The sequence below is a fragment of the Pseudophaeobacter sp. 1A16562 genome (genome assembly GCF_041008785.1).
Lineage (GTDB): Bacteria > Pseudomonadota > Alphaproteobacteria > Rhodobacterales > Rhodobacteraceae > Phycobacter > Phycobacter gallaeciensis_A.
Map to the genome: position 1 here is coordinate 49710 of NZ_JAXGFT010000020.1, position 18380 is coordinate 68089.

Here is an 18380-nt window from a genome sequence, read left to right on the forward strand (position 1 = left end):
TGTATTGGAACAGTAACGCGAAACCCGTGATCAGACCAGAGTCTTGATCCCGGCGCGGCAGGATTTTGCGCCCGGGACAGTTCCCTTGCGCGAGAGGTCATTCCATGGTCGATGCCCTTATGCAGGTAAACACCGTGATTCTTGGCGCTGGCGCAGCCGGCATGATGTGCGCAGCCCATACCGGCGGCAGCACGCTGGTGGTCGACCACGCCAAGGCGCCGGGCGAAAAGATCCGCATTTCCGGTGGCGGGCGCTGCAACTTCACCAACCTTTACGCCGATCCGAGCAACTACCTCTCTGGCAACCCTCATTTCTGCAAATCCGCGATGGCGCGCTATACGCAATGGGATTTCATCTCACTCGTGGACCGCCATGGTATCGCCTGGCACGAGAAAACCCTCGGGCAGCTTTTTTGCGACGGCTCAGCGAAACAGATCGTCTCGATGCTGACATCAGAGATGGCAAAGGCCGGGGCCGAATTGTGGCTGCAGACCTCCGTGGGCCCCGTTGAACAGCGCGATGATGGCTTTGCCCTGACACTGACCAAAGACGGCAAGGATCACCACGTCACCTGCCGCAATCTGGTGCTGGCGACAGGCGGCAAATCCATCCCCAAGATGGGCGCGACCGGTCTCGCCTATGACATCGCCCACCAGTTCGCCCTGCCGGTGACCGACACCCGCCCCGGCCTTGTCCCCTTCACCTTCCCCGAGGGACGCTTTTCCGCCCTGGCCGGTGTCTCCCTGCCCGTGCGCCTTTCCAACGCGCGCGCCAGTTTCGACGAGGCGCTGCTCTTCACGCACCGCGGCCTCTCTGGTCCTGCGGTGCTGCAGCTTTCCTCCTACTGGCAGGTGGGAGAGGAAATCACAGTGAACCTCGCCCCCGAAAGCGATATCTTCGCGGCGCTACGCAGCCAGCGGCAGATCGCGGGCAAGCGCGCGATTGCCACCGAACTGGCGCGCCACCTGCCTGCCCGTTTGGTGGATTATCTGAAAGAGGCGCTCACCCCGGCCTACGACCTGACGGCCCGCCTCGCCGATCAATCCGACGCCGCCTTGCAAGCCCTCTGCGATCAACTCAACCAATGGCAGCTGACACCCGGTGGCACCGAAGGCTACCGCACCGCCGAAGTCACCCTGGGCGGCATCGACACCGATGCGCTCTCCTCAAAAACCATGCAGGCCCAATCCCGCCCCGGTCTCTACGCGATTGGCGAAGCGGTGGATGTGACCGGCTGGCTTGGCGGCTACAACTTCCAGTGGGCCTGGGCCTCGGGCCATGCCGCAGGCACGGCCATCGCCGCCACCCGCTGATCGCCACCATTGATCGCGCGCCCGGATTTCCGCTTCGGAGCCACCCTCGCCTGTGACCCGGCAGTCAAATCCGTCGCAGGGGCGCCAGTCAAATTGCCGAGGGGCCCCGCCAGCGGCGGGGAGACGGCCATTTTGCTTGCGCCGCAAAGGCGGGTTTGGCAGGGCAGAAGCAGGACGAGGGTGGAACCGAAACGGATTTCCGCTTGGGTGAGCCCGAAGCCCTTAACCGTTTTCCAATCTGCGCGTGACCTCGGCGATGAAATCCTCACCGCGCTGCTCGAAGTTGTCATATTGATCGAAACTGGCCGCTGACGGCGCGAGCAAAACCGTGTCGCCCGGCTCAGCCTCTGCCATCGCCTGCGCCACTGCCTCACCCATGGTGGTGCAGACCACAGCGTCCACATCCAACTGCATGGCAAAGGTCGCCGCCTCGCGGCCGATCACATAGGCCCGACGCACCGAACCTGTGTGACCTTTCAGGGCCTCCAGCCCGCCATCCTTTTCCAGTCCGCCGCAGATCCAGCGGATATTGCCAAAGGCGCTCAGCGCCTTCACTGCGCTGTCCACATTGGTGGCCTTGCTGTCGTTGACGTAGCGCACCCCGCCCGCCTCAGCGATGGTCTGGCTGCGGTGCGGCAATCCGGGATAACTCTCCAGCCCGCCTTCGATCATCCGCGGCGCCAGCCCTAGCGCCCGCGCGGCGGCATAGGCGGCGCAGGCGTTCTGATGGTTATGCGCCCCCGGCAAGCCCTGCATCGCACGCAGATCGATCGAGGCCACCTGCCGCCCCTTGCGGTATTCGCTCAAAAACCCTTTGCGGGCAAAGACCTGCCAACCCGGCCCTGTCAGTTTCTGCGCTGCCGAGATGCGGATCACACGGTCATCACTGGCGGCCTCGGACAGTTGTCCGGCCAGAAACAGCCCTTCATCCTCATCGATACCGACAATGGCGCGATCCGGGCCGCCTTCTGCGAACAGGCGCCGCTTGGCCGCGAAATAGCCGCCCATGCCGCCATGCCGGTCCAGATGATCCGGGCTGAGGTTGGTGAAGACCGCCACATCCGGGGTCAGCGCCCGCGCCAGTTCGGTCTGATAGCTGGACAGCTCCAGCACGATCACGCCGCCATTGCCCGGCGGGTCGATATCCAGAACCCCGCGGCCGATATTGCCCGCCATCTGGCTGTCGCGCCCCGCCTGCTCAAGAATATGCTGCAGCAGCGCCACGGTGGTGGATTTGCCGTTCGATCCGGTGATGGCCACCACCTTGGGCGGCTGATCGAACTTGTCCCATTCTCCCGTCGCGACCGAGCGGAAGAACAGCCCGATATCATTGTCCACTGGCACCCCGGCCATCAGGGCCGCGCGCACAACCGGGTTGGGCTTTGGGTAGAGATGAGGAATACCCGGGGACACGATCAGGCTGGCGATCCCGTCAAAGGCACCAGCCCGGCTCAGATCGGCGCAGGAGACCCCCTCCGCCTCGGCCCGCTCCCGCGCCTCCGGGTTGTCATCCCAGCAGATCGCCTCGGCGCCGCCAGCCCTGAGGGCCCGCGCCGTAGCAAGGCCGGAGCGCCCCAATCCAAGAACGGCGACCCGCGCCCCTTCAAACCCTCTGACCGGGATCATGCCCACCCTCATCCTTTGATCAAATTTCGGCGCAGAGTGCACCGCCATCACGGCCTTTGCAAGCCGCCGCAAACCACCCCCGTGCGCGCATTTTGCGCGCGCCACTCCCCCCCGTGACAGGCGGGCCTACCCGTCGAAGGGGGCGGGCGTTTTCCGCATGCCAAGCGTAAGACCGCCGCACAAAAAAGGAGGCCGCAGCCTCCTTTTTCGACCTTATGACGTGCAAGTGCTCAGCGCACTTTCAGCGTTGCCAGACCAATCATCGCCAGGATCAGCGAGATAATCCAGAATCGGATCACGATGGTCGGCTCCGCCCAGCCCTTTTTCTCATAGTGATGGTGAATCGGCGCCATCAGGAACACCCGGCGGCCGGTGCGTTTGAAATAGAGCACCTGAATGATCACACTCAGCGCCTCGACCACAAAAAGCCCGCCAACAATGGCCAGCACCAGCTCGTGCTTGGTGGCCACCGCGATAGCGCCCAGCGCACCGCCCAAGGCCAACGAGCCGGTATCCCCCATGAACACCGCTGCGGGCGGCGCATTGTACCACAGGAACCCCAGTCCGGCGCCGAACAGTGCCATGGTGAAGATAAAGATCTCGCCGGTGTCCTTGACGTAGTGAACGTCCAGATACTGGGAGAAGTCGGCCCTCCCCACGACATAGGCGATCACCCCCAGCGTCAGACCGGCGATCATCGCCGGCACAATCGCCAGACCATCCAGACCATCGGTCAGGTTCACCGCATTGGCCGAGCCGACGATAACGCAGACGGTAAAGGGAATGTAGAACAGGCCCAGATTGATCAGCGTATCCTTGAACACTGGCATCGCCAGCTGGTTCTGCAGCTCTGCCCCGTGATAGGCCGAGGCCCAGACCGCCGCGACCACTGCGATCAGAATGCCAAGCCCCAGCCGCAGCTTGCCCGGCACCCCGGCAGTGTTCTGCTTGGACACCTTGGCGTAGTCATCGGCAAAGCCAATCAACGCAAAGGCCAGCGTCACAAAAAGCACCAGCCAGACAAAGGGATTGTCCCACCGCGCCCAGAGCAGCGTCGAGGTCAACAAGGCGCCGACGATCAGCAAACCTCCCATGGTCGGGGTCCCGGCCTTGGAGAAATGCCCTTCGGGTCCGTCGTCGCGGATCGGCTGCCCCTTGCCCTGCCGCTTGCGCAGCACATCGATCAGCGGCCTGCCGAACAGGAAGCCAAAGACCAGCGCCGTCATGAAGGCCCCTCCGGCCCGGAAGGTGATGTAGCGGAAGAGGTTGAAAAAATCACCGCCATCCGACAGCGCCGTCAGCCAATAAAGCATATCAGCCAGTCCTCACTTGGTAGAATTTGCATCAGAGTTCCGGCTGCCATGACCCAAATCGCGGATGCCGTCAACGATGGAGGCGAGCTTCATGCTGAGCGAGCCTTTGACCAGAACCACGTCGCCAGCCCCAATCTGCCCCGGAAGATCAGCCTTTGCTGCCGCGCTGTCTGCGTGCCAGCCGCCACGTTTTTCATCCGGCAAGGCCTCTGCCAGATGCTGCATCAGCGGCCCGACGCAATGGATCTGATCGATTTGTGCGATGGCAGGATGGCGGGCAAGATCCGCATGCAGTGCGACCTCCTCCGGTCCCAGCTCTTTCATATCGCCAAGATAGGCAATCCTACGTCCGCCCTCTGCCACCGGGGTGGCCGCCAGCACGTCCAGCGCCGCCTTCACCGAGGTTGGATTGGCATTGTAACTGTCATCCAGCAGCAGGACCTGCCCCTGTGACAGCTCCACCATTTCGCGCGCGCCGCGCCCGGTCACCGGCGACCACAGTGCCAGACTGCGAATGGCCTCTGCCAGATCAACGCCCAGCGCATTGACGCAAAGCAGCGCCCCTAGCGCATTCATTGCAAAATGCGCGCCCAGCGACTGGATATGCAACTCGGCCGGGGTACCTAGGATCTTGACCCTGGCCACGGTTTCCTCGCCTGTGACCTGCGTTGCGATCAGCCGCGCATCGGGTGCGCTTGCACCAAACCATTGCGCCGAAACGTCCAGCTGTTCCGCCCGTTGCCGCAGGACCGGGGCCTCGTCGATATCAGCGTTGAGCACGGCGATACCGCCCGGCTCCAGCCCATCCAAAATGGCTGCCTTTTCACGAGCGATTCCGGCGACATTATCAAAGGCCTCCAGATGCACGGCGGCCACCGTGGTGATCATCGCCACATGCGGGCGGGCCTGCCGGGCCAGGGGCTCGATTTCACCCGGGTGGTTCATGCCGATCTCGATGACGGCGAATTCCGTATCCCGTGGCATCCGCGCCAGCGTCAGCGGCACGCCCCAATGGTTGTTATAGCTGGCGACGGCGGCATGGGTGCGGCCCTGATCCGACAGGATCCGCGCCAGCATTTCCTTGGTCGAGGTTTTACCGACCGAGCCGGTCACTGCCACCACGCGCGCATTGGTGCGCGCACGTCCGGCACGGCCCAGCGCCTCCAGCCCCTTTTGCACATCCTCGACCAGCAGCAGCGACGCGTCCTCGGGCAGGCCTTCGGGAATGCGCGAGACCAGCGCCGCGCCTGCGCCTGCCTTCAAGGCCTGCGCAACAAAATCATGGCCATCCCGCGCGGCCTTCAGCGCCACGAAGAGATCACCCGGCTGCAGGGTGCGGGTATCGATTGAGACGCCATTGATCTGCCAATCGCCGCGCGCCTCACCGCCGGTTGCAGCGGCGGCCTCGGCTGCGGTCCACAGCGGCGCGCTCATACGGTTTTCCCATCGAGCACGGCCACTGCCATGCTCGCCTGTTCCACATCATCAAAGGGCAGCACATCACTGCCGACGACCTGTCCGGTTTCGTGTCCCTTGCCGCAGATGAGCAGCGCATCGCCCGGCTCGAGCATTGCAACACCGCGCAGGATCGCCTCGGCGCGGTCGCCGACTTCTATCGCCTCTGGTGCGCCGCCTTTGACAGCGGCCCGGATCACGGCGGGATCTTCGCTGCGCGGGTTGTCATCTGTGACGATCACCACATCAGCATTGTCATGCGCTGCCTGCCCCATCAGAGGGCGCTTACCCGCGTCCCGGTCACCGCCGGCGCCGACGATGGCAACGAGACGGCCCAAAACATGCGGGCGCAGCGCCTTGATCGCAGTGGCCACAGCATCCGGCGTATGGGCAAAATCCACAAAAACAGAGGCGCCGTTTTCCCGGGTCGCCGCCAACTGCATCCGCCCACGCACCGTCGTCAGCTCGTGCAGCGTTTCAAAAACGCGTTCGGGCTCTTCGCCGCTGGCGATCACCAGCCCACAGGCCATCAGCACGTTTTCCGCCTGAAAGCCGCCAATGAGGTTCAACCGGGCCATGAAAGGTCTGTCGTGCCACGAGAACCTTATGTCCTGCCCGGTGCCGTCATAGCGCTGCCCCACCAGCGAAAGATCGCCAAGGCCGCGCCCCACGGTAATCACCTCTTGTCCGCGTCCCGCCGCGATGGCGCGCATTTCGGCGCCCCGGGCATCGTCCATATTGATCACCGCGACGCCCTCGTCCGGCAGCACCCGGCGAAAGAGACCCGCTTTGGCTGCGAAATACTCTTCGAAGGTGTGGTGATAATCCAGATGATCCTGGGTGAAATTGGTAAAACCCGCTGCCGCCAGCTGCACCCCGTCAAGGCGCCGCTGATCCAGCCCGTGCGAAGACGCCTCCATCGCGGCATGTGTGACACCCGCCTTTGCCGCTGCCGCAAGGGCGCGGTGCAGAGTGATAGGCTCGGGCGTGGTGTGGGCCAGAGGGTAGCTCCAGGCGCCTTCGACGCCGGTGGTGCCAAGATTCACGGCCTCATGGCCCAGCGCCATCCAGATCTGCCGCACAAAGGTCGCAACCGACGTTTTACCATTGGTGCCAGTCACCGCAACCATGGTCTGTGGCTGGGCGCCGAACCACAGGGCGGCGGTATAGGCCAGCACCTGCCGCGGATCCTCGACAACGATCAGCGCCGCGTGGCTTTCGGACAGGGGGCGGGCTGCAATCTCGGCCCCGGCGGCATCGGTCAGGATTGCCGCTGCGCCCTGTTGCAGGGCAGCGGGAATGAAATTGGCGCCATGCACCTGACTGCCGGGCAGCGCCGCAAAAAGCGCGCCTTCGCCCACCCGGCGACTGTCGACCACCAGATCGGAAATCATCGGGTCCGCGCCGCCGCGGGCGGTCAGCCCCAGTTGGCTGAGGGGACGTGGGTCCGGTCTGTCTTGCGGGGTATTGCGGCTCATGAGGCGCCCTCACCTGAGTCAGTTAGAGGTGAGGGTTATATCAGCCACCTCGGTGGGTTCAACTTGCGGTCTCAGGCCCAGCAGAGGCGCGACCCGCTTGATCATCTCGGCGGCCACCGGCACAGCGGTCCAGCCTGCCGTGCGGCGCTCCTCGTCATAGGCGAAGACCGAGGGTTCATCCAACGTCACGACCAGCACGTATTTGGGATCCTGCGCCGGAAAGATCGAGGCGAAGGTGGCGATTACCTTGTCCTCGTAATAGCCGCCGCGCGGGCGTGGCTTGTCCGCAGTCCCGGTCTTGCCGCCCACCTGGTAGCCGGGCACCCGGGCAAAACTGGCAGTACCTTCGGTCACCACGCGGCGTAGCATGGTGCGGGCCGCCTTCGCTGCTTCTTCAGAAAGCACACGCTCACCGTGCTGAGCGCCCCGCTGTTTCAGAACCGTCGGGCTGACGTGATAGCCGCCATTGGCAATGGCGGCATAACCTGCCGCCAGATGCATCGGCGTGGTCGAAATTCCGTGACCATAGGAAATGGTCATCGCCGAAAGCTCGGACCAGTTCTTCGGGGTCAATGGCGTGCCGCCGCTGGCCTCGACAATCTCGAATGGTGTTGGCTCCAGCATGCCCAGCTCACCGAGGAAGCTTCTCTGCCGCTCGGCGCCAATCTGCTGCGCCAGCCGTGCGGTGCCGATATTCGAGGATTTCTCGATGATCTCGGTCACCGACAACTCGTTGCCGTAGTTGTGGAAATCCCGGATCGCGAATTTGCCCCAGCGCAACGGCCCACGGGTGTCGATCACGGTCTCCGGTGTCACCAATCCCAGATCCATCGCCTGCGCTGCCGCGAAAATCTTGAAGGTCGAGCCAAGTTCATAAACGCCCTGCACCGCGCGGTTGAACAGCGGGCTAACCGACGGGTCGAACCCCGAGGTGGGTGGACGCGGACGTTCGTTGGGATCGAAATCCGGCAGCGACACCACAGAAATCACCTCGCCGGTGTGCACATCCATCAGGATCGAGGTGGCGCCCTTGGCGTTCATCAGCTTCATGCCGCCATCCAGCACCCGCTCGGCAGCGGCCTGAATAGTCAAATCCAACGAGAGTTGCAGCGGCTTGTCGCCGTTGCCGGGGTCGCGCAGGTAATCGTCGAACTGTTTTTCCACCCCGGCGACACCGATCACCTCGGCCGCCGAAACGCCTTCCTTGCCGAAACCGGCGCCGCCCAGAACATGGGCTGCGACGCTGCCATTGGGGTAAAGCCGCATCTCGCGCGGGCCGAACAAGAGGCCGGGATCGCCGATATCATGCACCGCCTGTTTCTGCTCGGGACTGATTTTCTTCTTGATCCACAGGAACTTGCGCTTTCCGGTGAAATCCGCGACCAGATCTTCGCGGTCCAGGTCTGGGAATATTTCGGCCAGGCGCGTAGCGGCGCCCTCCGGGTCGATCATCTGCGGCGGCTGCGCATAAAGAGAGTGCGTCTCGAAATTGGTCGCCAGAATACGGCCCTGCCGGTCGACGATATCGGCGCGCTGCGCAGCGATGGCGCTGCCCGCGGCGCTGGCTACCGGCTCGCTCGGCTCAGAGGTGGCCAGGACCCCCATCCGGCCGATCACCGCAGTATAGGCACATAGGAAAAACACCCCAAGCACCAGAAGGCGCCCCTCGGCACGCTGGCGCGATTTCGCCTGCATTTCTTCATGCCGCAGGCGGATGTTTTCTTCTTCGATCACATCCGGGTTCTGCCCGGTAGCGCGGGCGTTCAGAATACGAGCCAGAGGGCGCAGAGGCGTGCGGATCATGGCTGCTCTCCTGTACCGCGATCCCGGTTCAACCCGGAAACATCGACACCGTTTGCAATGCTAAAGTCCTGCTCAAGCGGGTACGACACCTCGTCCACGCGACCGAACTGATCGGGGCGCAGCGGCAGAAGGCCCAGCCGGTCAAAATTCAGCTCAGCAAGACCGATCAGACGGTCGGGGCGGTTGAGATAGGCCCATTCCGCGCGCAGAACGCCCAGCCGCACCTGTGCGGCGCCGATCTCGCGTTGCAGATTGCGGGTTTCCTTCAGGACCTGCTGCGTGGCGTAGTTTTCACGATAGGCCCAGAAGGCCAGACCAAAAACCGCCAGAGCGGTGACAGCGTACAAAAGCGTCTTCATTTCCGCGCCTCCTTTAGCTGTGGCATGCCCAGATCGCGGGCCGAGATCGGTGCAGGTGCCGCATCGGTTCGCCGCCCCACGCGCAGGCGGGCCGAGCGGGAGCGCGGGTTTTCCGCCAATTCCTGATCATCCGGACCGACCGCCTTGCGGGTGACAATTTCGAACTGCGCGGGCTGTTCTTCGATTTCGGGGGCATAACGGTTGGCACGCCCGGTCTTGCCTGCACGGTGCTGGAAAAACCGCTTCACCATGCGGTCCTCGACCGAATGGAAGGTCACCACCGCCAGAAGGCCTCCGGGTTTTAGCGCCCGCTCAGCTGCCAGCAGACCTTCGAACAGCTCGTCATATTCCGCGTTCACCGCAATGCGCAGCGCCTGAAAGCTGCGCGTCGCCGGGTGCGATTGCCCGGGTTTGGCGCGCGGCAGGCAGGATTCCACCAGGCTGGCCAGTTGCAACGTTGTGGTGATCGGCTCAACTTCGCGCGCCTTGACGATGGCGCGGGCGATCCGGCGACTGGCGCGTTCTTCGCCATAGTAGAACAGGATGTCGGCCAGCTCGGCTTCGCTCAGTTCGGCAACCAGATCGGCGGCCGAGGGGCCTTCCTGCGACATGCGCATATCCAGTGGGCCGTCCTTCATAAAGGAAAAGCCGCGTTCGGCGAGATCGAGCTGCATCGAAGAGACGCCAAGGTCCAGCACCACGCCATCCAGATCCTGCGCGTATTCATCCATACGGGAAAACACGCCCTGCTGCTGCACCAGCCGGTCGCCATACTCCCCCGCCCAAGACTTGGCCATTTCAAAGGCCAGCGGGTCGCGATCCACCGCGATCACCTGATCAGCACCTGCCTCCAGCAGAGCGCGGGTATAGCCCCCTGCCCCAAATGTGCCATCAAGCCAACGCCCGGTCACCGGCGCAACTGCCTTCAACAGCGGGCGCAGCAAGACGGGGATATGAGGACCAGATGCGGATGTGTGCTCGGTCGTCATGCCTCAGACCCCTCCGGCGCCATCAAGGAATTCCAGTGGGTCGAAATCTTCGGGCAGATCTTCCATCAGCTTTTCAGCTTCGGCCATTTCGACCTCTTCATAGGTCTGCGGCTTCCAGATCTGGAAGGTATCGCCCGCCGCGATAAAGAAGGCCTCACCCTCCAGCCCGATCTTGTTGCGCAGCTTGGCCGGAAGCACCAGACGCCCCGTCTCGTCCACCGTTGTCGGCAGGGACTGGCCGTTGAACATGCGTTCCAGGATCTTGCGCTCGCGCGAGCCGCGCGGCAGGGCTGCGATCTTGGCATCGACCTCGTCGATCGCCTCGATGGTGTAGCATTCCAGAAATTTGCGGCGTTCATCGCCGTAGACGATTACCAGTTCGGGGCTGTCCCCGGGCTGCCAGTTGGGATCGCTGGCCTCAAGAACACGGCGAAAGGTGGCGGGTATCGACACCCGCCCCTTGCTGTCCACCTTATGGTGGCTTTCGCCTCTGAACCTGCGGCCCAATTTACCGTCCCTTTTTCGCGTCCCTCGCGAGATATCTGCCCCCCGAAAGTAAAAGGGGCGGGCTGATCTGCTGCCACTGATCAACCCGCCGCCTGTCCCGCTGTGCGGGGGTGTCCGACTGCGCACGCCATCTGGGGGGATGTCTGCTCGCCCGCGCGCCGGATCTCTTTGTTCGATGAAAGCGAAGGCCTGTATGAAACCTGCTTTTTTTTGATTTTTACGGGGTCGTTTGGCGCCCCATCCTTGCTCTCTGTCGATGTAGAAAGGGATACTATGGGAATTTAGGGTACGGCAACTAAATTCTTCACGGCAACGTGGGCAAGCATGGGCCAAACGTCTCAATTTTCGTTAACCTTCCATTAACACTTCAGCCAAATTCCGCCTAATTTGGGCAAGGTTAACGACAAGTAACTACATATAGTGGCCCCAACAACGCCCCAAAATGACCCATAGTTTCCCAGAAAAAGTTTCAAGACACTCGCGGGACACACCTTTGTTCACGGTACGCCCCCACCCCTTTCTGCAACGACCCGGGCAGGGAGAGGCGAAACACACCTTGGCCCCATGGAATTGGGCAGATGTGATTCGCGGCGGGACCCGCAACCACCGCAGCGAGCCCATGATTTCCCACGACCCGGCCTCTGCAGTGCAGCCCATGGTTTCCCATCGACCGCGACTACACGAGGGTCGGGACGAAAAATTGGGAGGTCCTAATGGGATGACATGGGACAGAGGCACAAAACCGCAGCCTGATCGCACCAGATCAAGCCGCACGCCGGCAGGCCCCGCCCGCCCCGCGCCCAGACAAAGGGATCGCCTCCCACCAGCACAGCGCGGTGACGCCTCGCAGAGGCAACAAGAACCGCAACAGCGACCCATCCGGGGCGGGACAGCACGGCAGAGGCAGGACCGCACGACAAAATGAAGACACCGGACCGCCTGCGCAGCCCGGCACCTATTATGTATTCAGATAGATGCAGACTGACCGGAAAACCGGATCAGGCCATACCGCCCTGCACCAGACCAGAGGCAATCCGGCCATAGGCCTCGGCCATGGCCCCCTCGCCCGCGGCAACAGGCGTGCCACCATCCCCCGCCAAGCGGGTCTCAAGATCGATGGGCAGCGCCCCCAGAAGCGGCAAGCCCAGCTTGTCAGCCTCGGCCGCCACCCCGCCATGACCAAAGATGTGATGATCGCCGCCGCAGTCGGGACAGGTGAAGAAGGACATATTCTCGATCAGTCCCAGAACCGGGGTTTTCAGCTGACCAAACATGTCCAGCGCCTTGCGTGCGTCGATCAGCGCCACATCCTGCGGGGTGCTGACAACGATGGCGCCGGTCAGCTCTGCCTTGGTGCACAGCGTCAGTTGCACATCACCGGTGCCGGGCGGCAGATCGACGATCAGCACGTCCAGCTCTCCCCAATTGACCTGCCCCAGCATCTGCTGCAACGCGCCCATCAGCATCGGACCGCGCCAGACCACGGCTTTTGCCTCATCCACCATGAAGCCAATCGACATCACCGTTACGCCATGGGCGTGCAGCGGCTCGATGGTCTTGCCGTCCGGGCTGGCAGGCCTGCCCGTTACCCCCATCATGCGCGGCTGGCTGGGACCGTATATATCTGCATCCAGCAGACCAACCCGCCGCCCCTGCCGCGCAAGGGCCACCGCGAGATTGGCACTGACAGTGGATTTACCGACGCCTCCCTTACCCGAAGCGATGGCAAGAATGCGCGCCACCCCAGCGGGCTTGATCGGCCCTTGTTGCGGTTTCGGGTGGCCGCCGACCTTGAGCGAGGGCGCCCCCTGCCCGCCACCGGGTGCGGATGCCGCCGGAGTATGCGCGGTCAGCGCCGCCGTCACGCTGGACACGCCATCAAGAGCGAGGACCGCCGCTTCGGCGGCGCGGCGCAGGGGTTCCATCTGCTGGGCAATCGCCGGGCTGGGCGCTTCGATCACGAAGCGGACCGTGTCACCGTCGACACTGAGCGCCCGCAACATATCCCGGGACACCAGGGTGCCCCCATCCGGCAAGGCCAGCCGCTCCAGCGCGGCGCGAATCTGATCGTGGGTCACCGGCATGGCGCTCTCCTGTCTTTCCTGCCCCTCTTTGGGCGCCCACCCTATATAGGAGCGCCCGCGCCAGCCCAAGCGCGATTGCCGTAACGGCAGCTTTACGTATCCCAGACATAAACCGCCGCAAGAATAGGCAATTTTGCCAACCCCGCACAAAACCACACCAATTTTCCGCACATCCCCCAGATGACCCATGCAAATGCTGCATGGCAGAAATGCTGACTCTTGGGATTGTGCAGTTGCAGCATTTCCCTAAATTGGTGTTCAAGAAACGCCTTTAACGGCACACGGAAATTTACGGAACTGAGGATCTGCCCAATGGCTGCAGTAAATCACATCACCGCCCACAAGGGCTCGCTGGCCGCAAACGGCCTGGGCCTGATCGACGAGCTGAAACTGAAAATCGCGCGTTACCGTCTGTATCGCGAAACCCTGAATGAGCTCTCCGCCCTGTCGAACCGCGAACTGGCGGATCTGGGGCTGAACCGCTCGATGATCAAACGTCTGGCCTACCAGGCCGCATACGAAAACGCATAACCGAGATCAGGCTCTTTTCTCCTCCTCCCTAAAGGGCCTGTGTTCCGCGGTGACATCTTCCTCCTCCCTGATGTCACCGCACCCCATACCGGGATCAAACCCGGGATCTGATACATCCGGTCTTCTCCTCCCTTTTGACCAGATGTTGTTCAGAGCGGCGACACCTCTCCTCCTCCCTGGTGTCGCCGCACCTCATACCGGGATCAAACCCGGACGCTGATACATCCGGTCTCTCCTCCCATTTGGCCAGATGTTGTTCAGAGCGGCGGCACCTCTCCTCCCTGGTGCTGCCGCACCTCATACCGGGCTCAAACCCGGGACCTGATGCATCCGGCCCTCCTCCCATTTGGCCAGATGTTGTTCAGAGCGGCGGCACCTCTCCTCCTCCCTGGTGTCGCCGCACCTCATACCGGGATCAGACCCGGACGCTGATACATTCGGTCTCTCCTCCCATTTGGCCGAATGTTGAAAAGAACGGCGGTGCCTTCCTCCTCCCTGGCACCGCCGTTTTTGCATTTCACGCACCCCAGAAATCATCCGACACCATCGCCAGCCGCTGCGCGCCCACCCTTCTCGCGCCGCAGCCGTTGCAACGGGGCAATGGCGCGGGGGGGGGGGGGGGGGGGGGGGGGGGGGGCCCCCCCCCCCCCCCCCCCCCCCCGCGCCCGGATCGGATCGCAACGCGATCCGACCGTCTTATTCCATTTTCCGATCAAAAAGCGGTCAGAGCAGCAAGCAAGCGGATCTGTCCCGGAACAGCTTAGAACGGCACATCGTCATGGGCGGTGACGAATTTCGCGATCACCTTCTTCACCCCGGCCTTTTCGAAATCCACTTCCAGCTTGTCACCTTCAATACCGGTGATCGCGCCATAACCGAACTTCTGGTGAAACACCCGCTCTCCAATCGTAAAGCTGGAGGTCGCCGTCAGGTCGATCACCTGATTGCGGCTCTCCCTTGGCTGCGACAGCCCGCGCTCCCCGGCCCGCGCCTGCATGCGCTTCCAGCCCGGCGAATTATAGCCATCCGCCTGCGCCATCCGTTCGTCGATTCGGGACTGCACTGGCGTACCGCCCGCCGCTGCGCCATAGCCGCCGCCGTATAGCCCCGGCGGCGTAAGCACCTCCACGTGTTCTTCGGGCAGTTCATCAATGAACCGCGAGGGCAGCTGCGACTGCCACTGGCCAAAAACCCGGCGGTTGCCAGCAAAGGAAATCGCGCAGATCTTCTCCGCCCGGGTGATGCCCACATAGGCAAGGCGCCGCTCTTCCTCGAGCCCTTTGAGACCGCTTTCATCCATCGACCGCTGCGAGGGGAACAACCCATCCTCCCATCCCGGCAGGAAGACGGCCGGAAACTCCAGACCCTTGGCCGCGTGCAGGGTCATGATGCTGACCTTCTGCTCGGCGTCCTGTTTATCGTTGTCCATCACCAGGCTGACGTGTTCGAGGAACCCCTGCAGGTTCTCGAAGTTTTCCAGCGCCTTCACCAGTTCCTTGAGGTTCTCCAGACGGCCCGGGCTATCCGGGTTCTTGTCCATCTGCCACATGGTGGTATAGCCGCTTTCATCGAGGATGATCTCGGCCAGCTCCATATGGCTGATGTCGGAATCACCGGCCATCCGGCCCCAGCGGCGCAGATCCTCGGTCAGCTGGCGCAGCGCCGCGCCGCCCTTGCCCTTGATCTCACCGCTGTCGACGGCCAGCCGTGCCCCTTCGAGCAGGGAAACGCCATTCTCGCGCGCCGCGATCTGGATCTTCTGCTGCGCCTTGTCGCCAAGGCCCCGCTTGGGCGTGTTGACGATGCGCTCAAAGGCCAGATCGTCCTCCGGCGAGACCACCAGCCGGAAATAGGCCATGGCGTCGCGAATCTCGAGCCGTTCGTAGAATCGCGGCCCGCCAATCACCCGGTAAGGCAGACCGATGGTCAGGAAACGGTCCTCAAAGGCGCGCATCTGGTGGCTGGCGCGCACCAGAATCGCCATCTGGTTCAGATCCACCGGATCCTGCCCACGGGTGCCGCGCTGCATGGCTTCGATCTCTTCCCCGATCCAGCGCGCTTCTTCTTCACCATCCCAATGGCCGATCAGCCGCACCTTTTCGCCGCCAGTTGCCTCGGTCCACAGCTCCTTGCCCAGACGCCCCGCATTGCCCCGGATCACGCCGGAGGCCGCCGCAAGGATATGTTCGGTCGAGCGATAGTTCTGCTCTAGCCGCACCACCTTGGCACCGGGAAAGTCCTTTTCGAACCGCAAGATATTGCCCACCTCGGCGCCGCGCCAGCCATAGATCGACTGATCGTCATCGCCGACACAGCAGATATTCTTGTGCCCGGCCGCCAACAGCCGCAGCCACATATACTGCGCGACGTTGGTATCCTGATATTCGTCGACCATGATGTAGCGGAACCAGCGTTGATACTGAGACAGCACATCCGGATGGTTCTGGAAGATCATCACCATATGCAGCAGCAGATCGCCAAAATCGACGGCATTCAGTTCTTTCAGGCGGGTCTGATACTGGGCGTAGAACTCGGTGCCGCGATGGTTATAGGCACTGGCATCGGCCACTGGCACGCTCTCCGGCGTCAGGGCGCGGTTTTTCCAGTCGTCGATGATCCCGGCCAGCATCCGCGCGGGCCAGCGTTTGTCATCGATCCCGGCGGCTTGGATCAGCTGCTTCAGGAGGCGGATCTGATCGTCAGTGTCCAGAATGGTGAAATTCGACTTCAGCCCGGCCAGTTCTGCATGGCGGCGCAGCAGCTTGACGCAGATCGAGTGAAAGGTGCCAAGCCAGGGCATGCCCTCGGCAGGCTGGCCCAGCATCCGGCCGACCCGCTCTTTCATCTCGCGCGCCGCCTTGTTGGTAAAGGTCACGGCGAGGATCTCATTCGGGCGCGCCTGTCCAAGGGTCAGCAGATGCACGATCCGGGTGGTCAGCGCCTTGGTCTTGCCGGTGCCTGCGCCCGCCAGCATCAGAACCGGCCCATCCAGGCATTCCACGGCGTCCCGCTGGGCCGGGTTCAGCCCGTCCAGATAGGGCTTGGGGCGCGCAGCCATGGCGCGGGCGGAGAGGGAAGCGCCCTCAAAGGCGTCCATTTCATCGAAACTGCTCATGGGCGTGATCCTAGCGTGATTCATCTGCGCGGGAAAGGGGACGTTCACACTATGTTCACGCCTCTTTTTACCGCGAACCGCTCCCCAGTGGCGCCGCTGTCTGCGCCCGCCTGGGCCCCTGTTAGAATTCTGTAACATTTTCGCTAGACTTTCGCTGCAAAGCAGCAATTATGCGCCGCATGAACATGCACCAGGATCTGCACCTGCATTACCCCGGCCTGTCTGACCTGCGCGCAGCAGCACGCAAGCGCCTGCCCCGCTTTGTCTGGGAGTATCTGGACAGCGCCACCGGCACCGAAGCCACCCAAAGGCGCAACCGCACCGCGCTGGACCGGGTCGGCTTCCTGCCCTCCATCCTGCATGGCCCGCTTGAGATCGACCTGTCGACGCAGCTGTTTGGGGCGACGCTGCCCCTGCCCTTTGGCATTGCGCCGGTGGGCATGTCGGGACTGATCTGGCCGGATGCCGAAGGCCACCTGGCCCGCTGCGGCGCCCGCACCGGCATTCCCTACAGCCTGTCGACCGTTGCAAGCCAATGCCCCGAAGATCTGGCGCCGCATCTGGGCGAGCAGGCCTGGTTCCAGCTTTACCCGCCCAAGGACGAAGGCATCCGCAAGGACATGCTGGCACGGGCCCGGGACGCGGGCTTCAAGGTGCTGGTGCTGACCGTGGATGTCCCTGTCGCCTCACGGCGGGAACGGCAAACGCGATCCGGCCTCACCCAGCCGCCGCGCCTCACGCCGCGCCTGCTGGCGCAGGTGGCGATGCGCCCGGCCTGGGCCATGGGCATGGCCCGTCAGCACCGACACGAGGGCGGCATGCCGCATATGCGCACGCTTGACAAATACACCGCCGAGGCCACTGGTGAGAGCCGTTCCTCCACCGCCCATATCGGGTATCTGCTGCGCACCTCGCCCGATTGGGACTATGCGCGCTGGCTGCGCGATCACTGGGATGGTCCTTTTGTGATCAAGGGCGTGATGCGCGCCGAGGACGCGCAGCCGTTGGAGAAAATTGGCGTCGATGGGCTCTGGGTGTCGAACCACGCCGGGCGCCAGTTCGACGGAAGCCCCGCCGCCATCGAAGTGCTACCCGAGCTGCGCGCCGCCACGGACCTGCCGCTGATCTTTGACAGCGGCATCGAAGGCGGCCTCGACATCCTCAGGGCGCTGGCGTTTGGCGCCGATTTCGTCATGCTCGGCCGCGCCTTTCACTTCGCGCTGGCCGCGCTGGGGCCGACCGGTCCCGACCATCTGATCGACATCCTGAAAAAGGATCTAGAGGCGAACATGGGCCAGCTCGGCGCTCCGGATCTTGCCTCTTTGCCAGCGGCCAGACCGCTCAACCACACCGCCCCGTGAGCCCGCTTTCGCTCCGCGCGGCGGAAAAGCACAAAATGAGAGCGCAATCATGCCCCGCACTACCCAGTACTACGGGTATACTGCACGCCAAGATGCGCCTAACACATCGCCAGACTGAACGACCTCGGGGGAAGATATGACCGACTTCAAGAAAATTCTGATCGCCAACCGCGGCGAGATAGCGATCCGCGTGATGCGGGCTGCGAATGAAATGGGCAAGAAGACCGTTGCGGTCTACGCCGAGGAGGACAAGCTGGGCCTGCACCGGTTCAAGGCGGATGAAGCCTACCGGATCGGCGAAGGCATGGGGCCTGTGGCGGCCTATCTGTCGATTGACGAGATCATCCGCGTTGCCAAGGAAAGCGGCGCAGATGCGATCCATCCGGGCTATGGTCTGTTGTCCGAAAACCCCGATTTCGTCGATGCCTGCGCCCGCAACGGCATCA

General features: G+C 63.0%; 14 protein-coding genes. 4 read left to right on the forward strand and 10 right to left on the reverse strand.

What is annotated here, in order from left to right; translation table 11 throughout:
- Positions 1-119 precede the first annotated feature (119 nt).
- Positions 120-1313 carry a BaiN/RdsA family NAD(P)/FAD-dependent oxidoreductase gene (locus SM764_RS20625; protein ID WP_369002646.1) on the forward strand — a complete coding sequence of 398 codons (1194 nt, stop codon included), beginning with the start codon at positions 120-122 and terminating at the stop codon, positions 1311-1313.
- A gap of 222 nt (positions 1314-1535) precedes the next feature.
- On the opposite strand, the gene murD is transcribed toward SM764_RS20625, so the two are convergent.
- The 9 genes from murD to SM764_RS20670 form a co-directional block, all read right to left on the reverse strand.
- On the reverse strand, positions 1536-2939 hold the full coding sequence (gene murD / locus SM764_RS20630) for a UDP-N-acetylmuramoyl-L-alanine--D-glutamate ligase (protein ID WP_369002641.1): 1404 nt from the start codon (positions 2937-2939) through the stop codon (positions 1536-1538).
- A gap of 230 nt (positions 2940-3169) precedes the next feature.
- Positions 3170-4252, reverse strand: a complete 1083-nt coding sequence (mraY, locus tag SM764_RS20635) for a phospho-N-acetylmuramoyl-pentapeptide-transferase (RefSeq protein ID WP_065273045.1) — start codon at positions 4250-4252, stop codon at positions 3170-3172.
- A 12-nt stretch (positions 4253-4264) separates the two neighbouring features.
- On the reverse strand, positions 4265-5686 hold the full coding sequence (locus SM764_RS20640; protein WP_369002642.1) for a UDP-N-acetylmuramoyl-tripeptide--D-alanyl-D-alanine ligase: 1422 nt from the start codon (positions 5684-5686) through the stop codon (positions 4265-4267).
- On the reverse strand, positions 5683-7185 hold the full coding sequence (locus tag SM764_RS20645) for a UDP-N-acetylmuramoyl-L-alanyl-D-glutamate--2,6-diaminopimelate ligase (protein ID WP_368947543.1): 1503 nt from the start codon (positions 7183-7185) through the stop codon (positions 5683-5685). Before SM764_RS20645 ends, SM764_RS20640 begins: the two co-directional genes overlap by 4 nt.
- A gap of 18 nt (positions 7186-7203) precedes the next feature.
- Positions 7204-8988, reverse strand: coding sequence for a peptidoglycan D,D-transpeptidase FtsI family protein (locus SM764_RS20650; protein WP_368947544.1), 1785 nt, complete (start codon positions 8986-8988; stop codon positions 7204-7206).
- The gene (ftsL, locus tag SM764_RS20655; RefSeq protein WP_065273041.1) at positions 8985-9347 is read right to left on the reverse strand and encodes a cell division protein FtsL; all 363 of its coding nucleotides are present in this window, start codon (positions 9345-9347) and stop codon (positions 8985-8987) included. Before ftsL ends, SM764_RS20650 begins: the two co-directional genes overlap by 4 nt.
- Positions 9344-10336 (reverse strand): 16S rRNA (cytosine(1402)-N(4))-methyltransferase RsmH, encoded by a 993-nt coding sequence (gene rsmH / locus SM764_RS20660; protein WP_274828925.1) that lies wholly within the window; start codon positions 10334-10336, stop codon positions 9344-9346. The genes ftsL and rsmH overlap by 4 nt, the downstream gene beginning before the upstream one ends.
- Positions 10337-10339: 3 nt before the next feature.
- Positions 10340-10843, reverse strand: coding sequence for a division/cell wall cluster transcriptional repressor MraZ (gene mraZ / locus SM764_RS20665; RefSeq protein ID WP_082996115.1), 504 nt, complete (start codon positions 10841-10843; stop codon positions 10340-10342).
- A 998-nt stretch (positions 10844-11841) separates the two neighbouring features.
- Positions 11842-12927: an Mrp/NBP35 family ATP-binding protein gene (locus SM764_RS20670; protein ID WP_368947545.1), complete on the reverse strand. Its 1086-nt coding sequence runs from the start codon at positions 12925-12927 to the stop codon at positions 11842-11844.
- A 312-nt stretch (positions 12928-13239) separates the two neighbouring features.
- Here SM764_RS20670 and SM764_RS20675 point away from each other — a divergent pair, with 312 nt between their 5' ends.
- On the forward strand, positions 13240-13458 hold the full coding sequence (locus SM764_RS20675; RefSeq protein ID WP_274828928.1) for a DUF1127 domain-containing protein: 219 nt from the start codon (positions 13240-13242) through the stop codon (positions 13456-13458).
- 760 nt (positions 13459-14218) lie between these two features.
- Here SM764_RS20675 and SM764_RS20680 read toward each other — a convergent pair.
- Positions 14219-16573, reverse strand: coding sequence for an ATP-dependent helicase (locus tag SM764_RS20680; protein ID WP_369002643.1), 2355 nt, complete (start codon positions 16571-16573; stop codon positions 14219-14221).
- 170 nt (positions 16574-16743) lie between these two features.
- Between SM764_RS20680 and SM764_RS20685 the strand changes: the two genes are divergently transcribed.
- Both SM764_RS20685 and SM764_RS20690 read left to right on the forward strand, forming a co-directional pair.
- Complete coding sequence (locus tag SM764_RS20685; RefSeq protein ID WP_369002644.1) at positions 16744-17934, forward strand: alpha-hydroxy acid oxidase; 1191 nt, start codon at positions 16744-16746, stop codon at positions 17932-17934.
- A 136-nt stretch (positions 17935-18070) separates the two neighbouring features.
- Positions 18071-18380 (forward strand): biotin carboxylase N-terminal domain-containing protein (locus tag SM764_RS20690; RefSeq protein WP_369002645.1); only part of this gene is annotated, 310 nt, incomplete at its 3' end.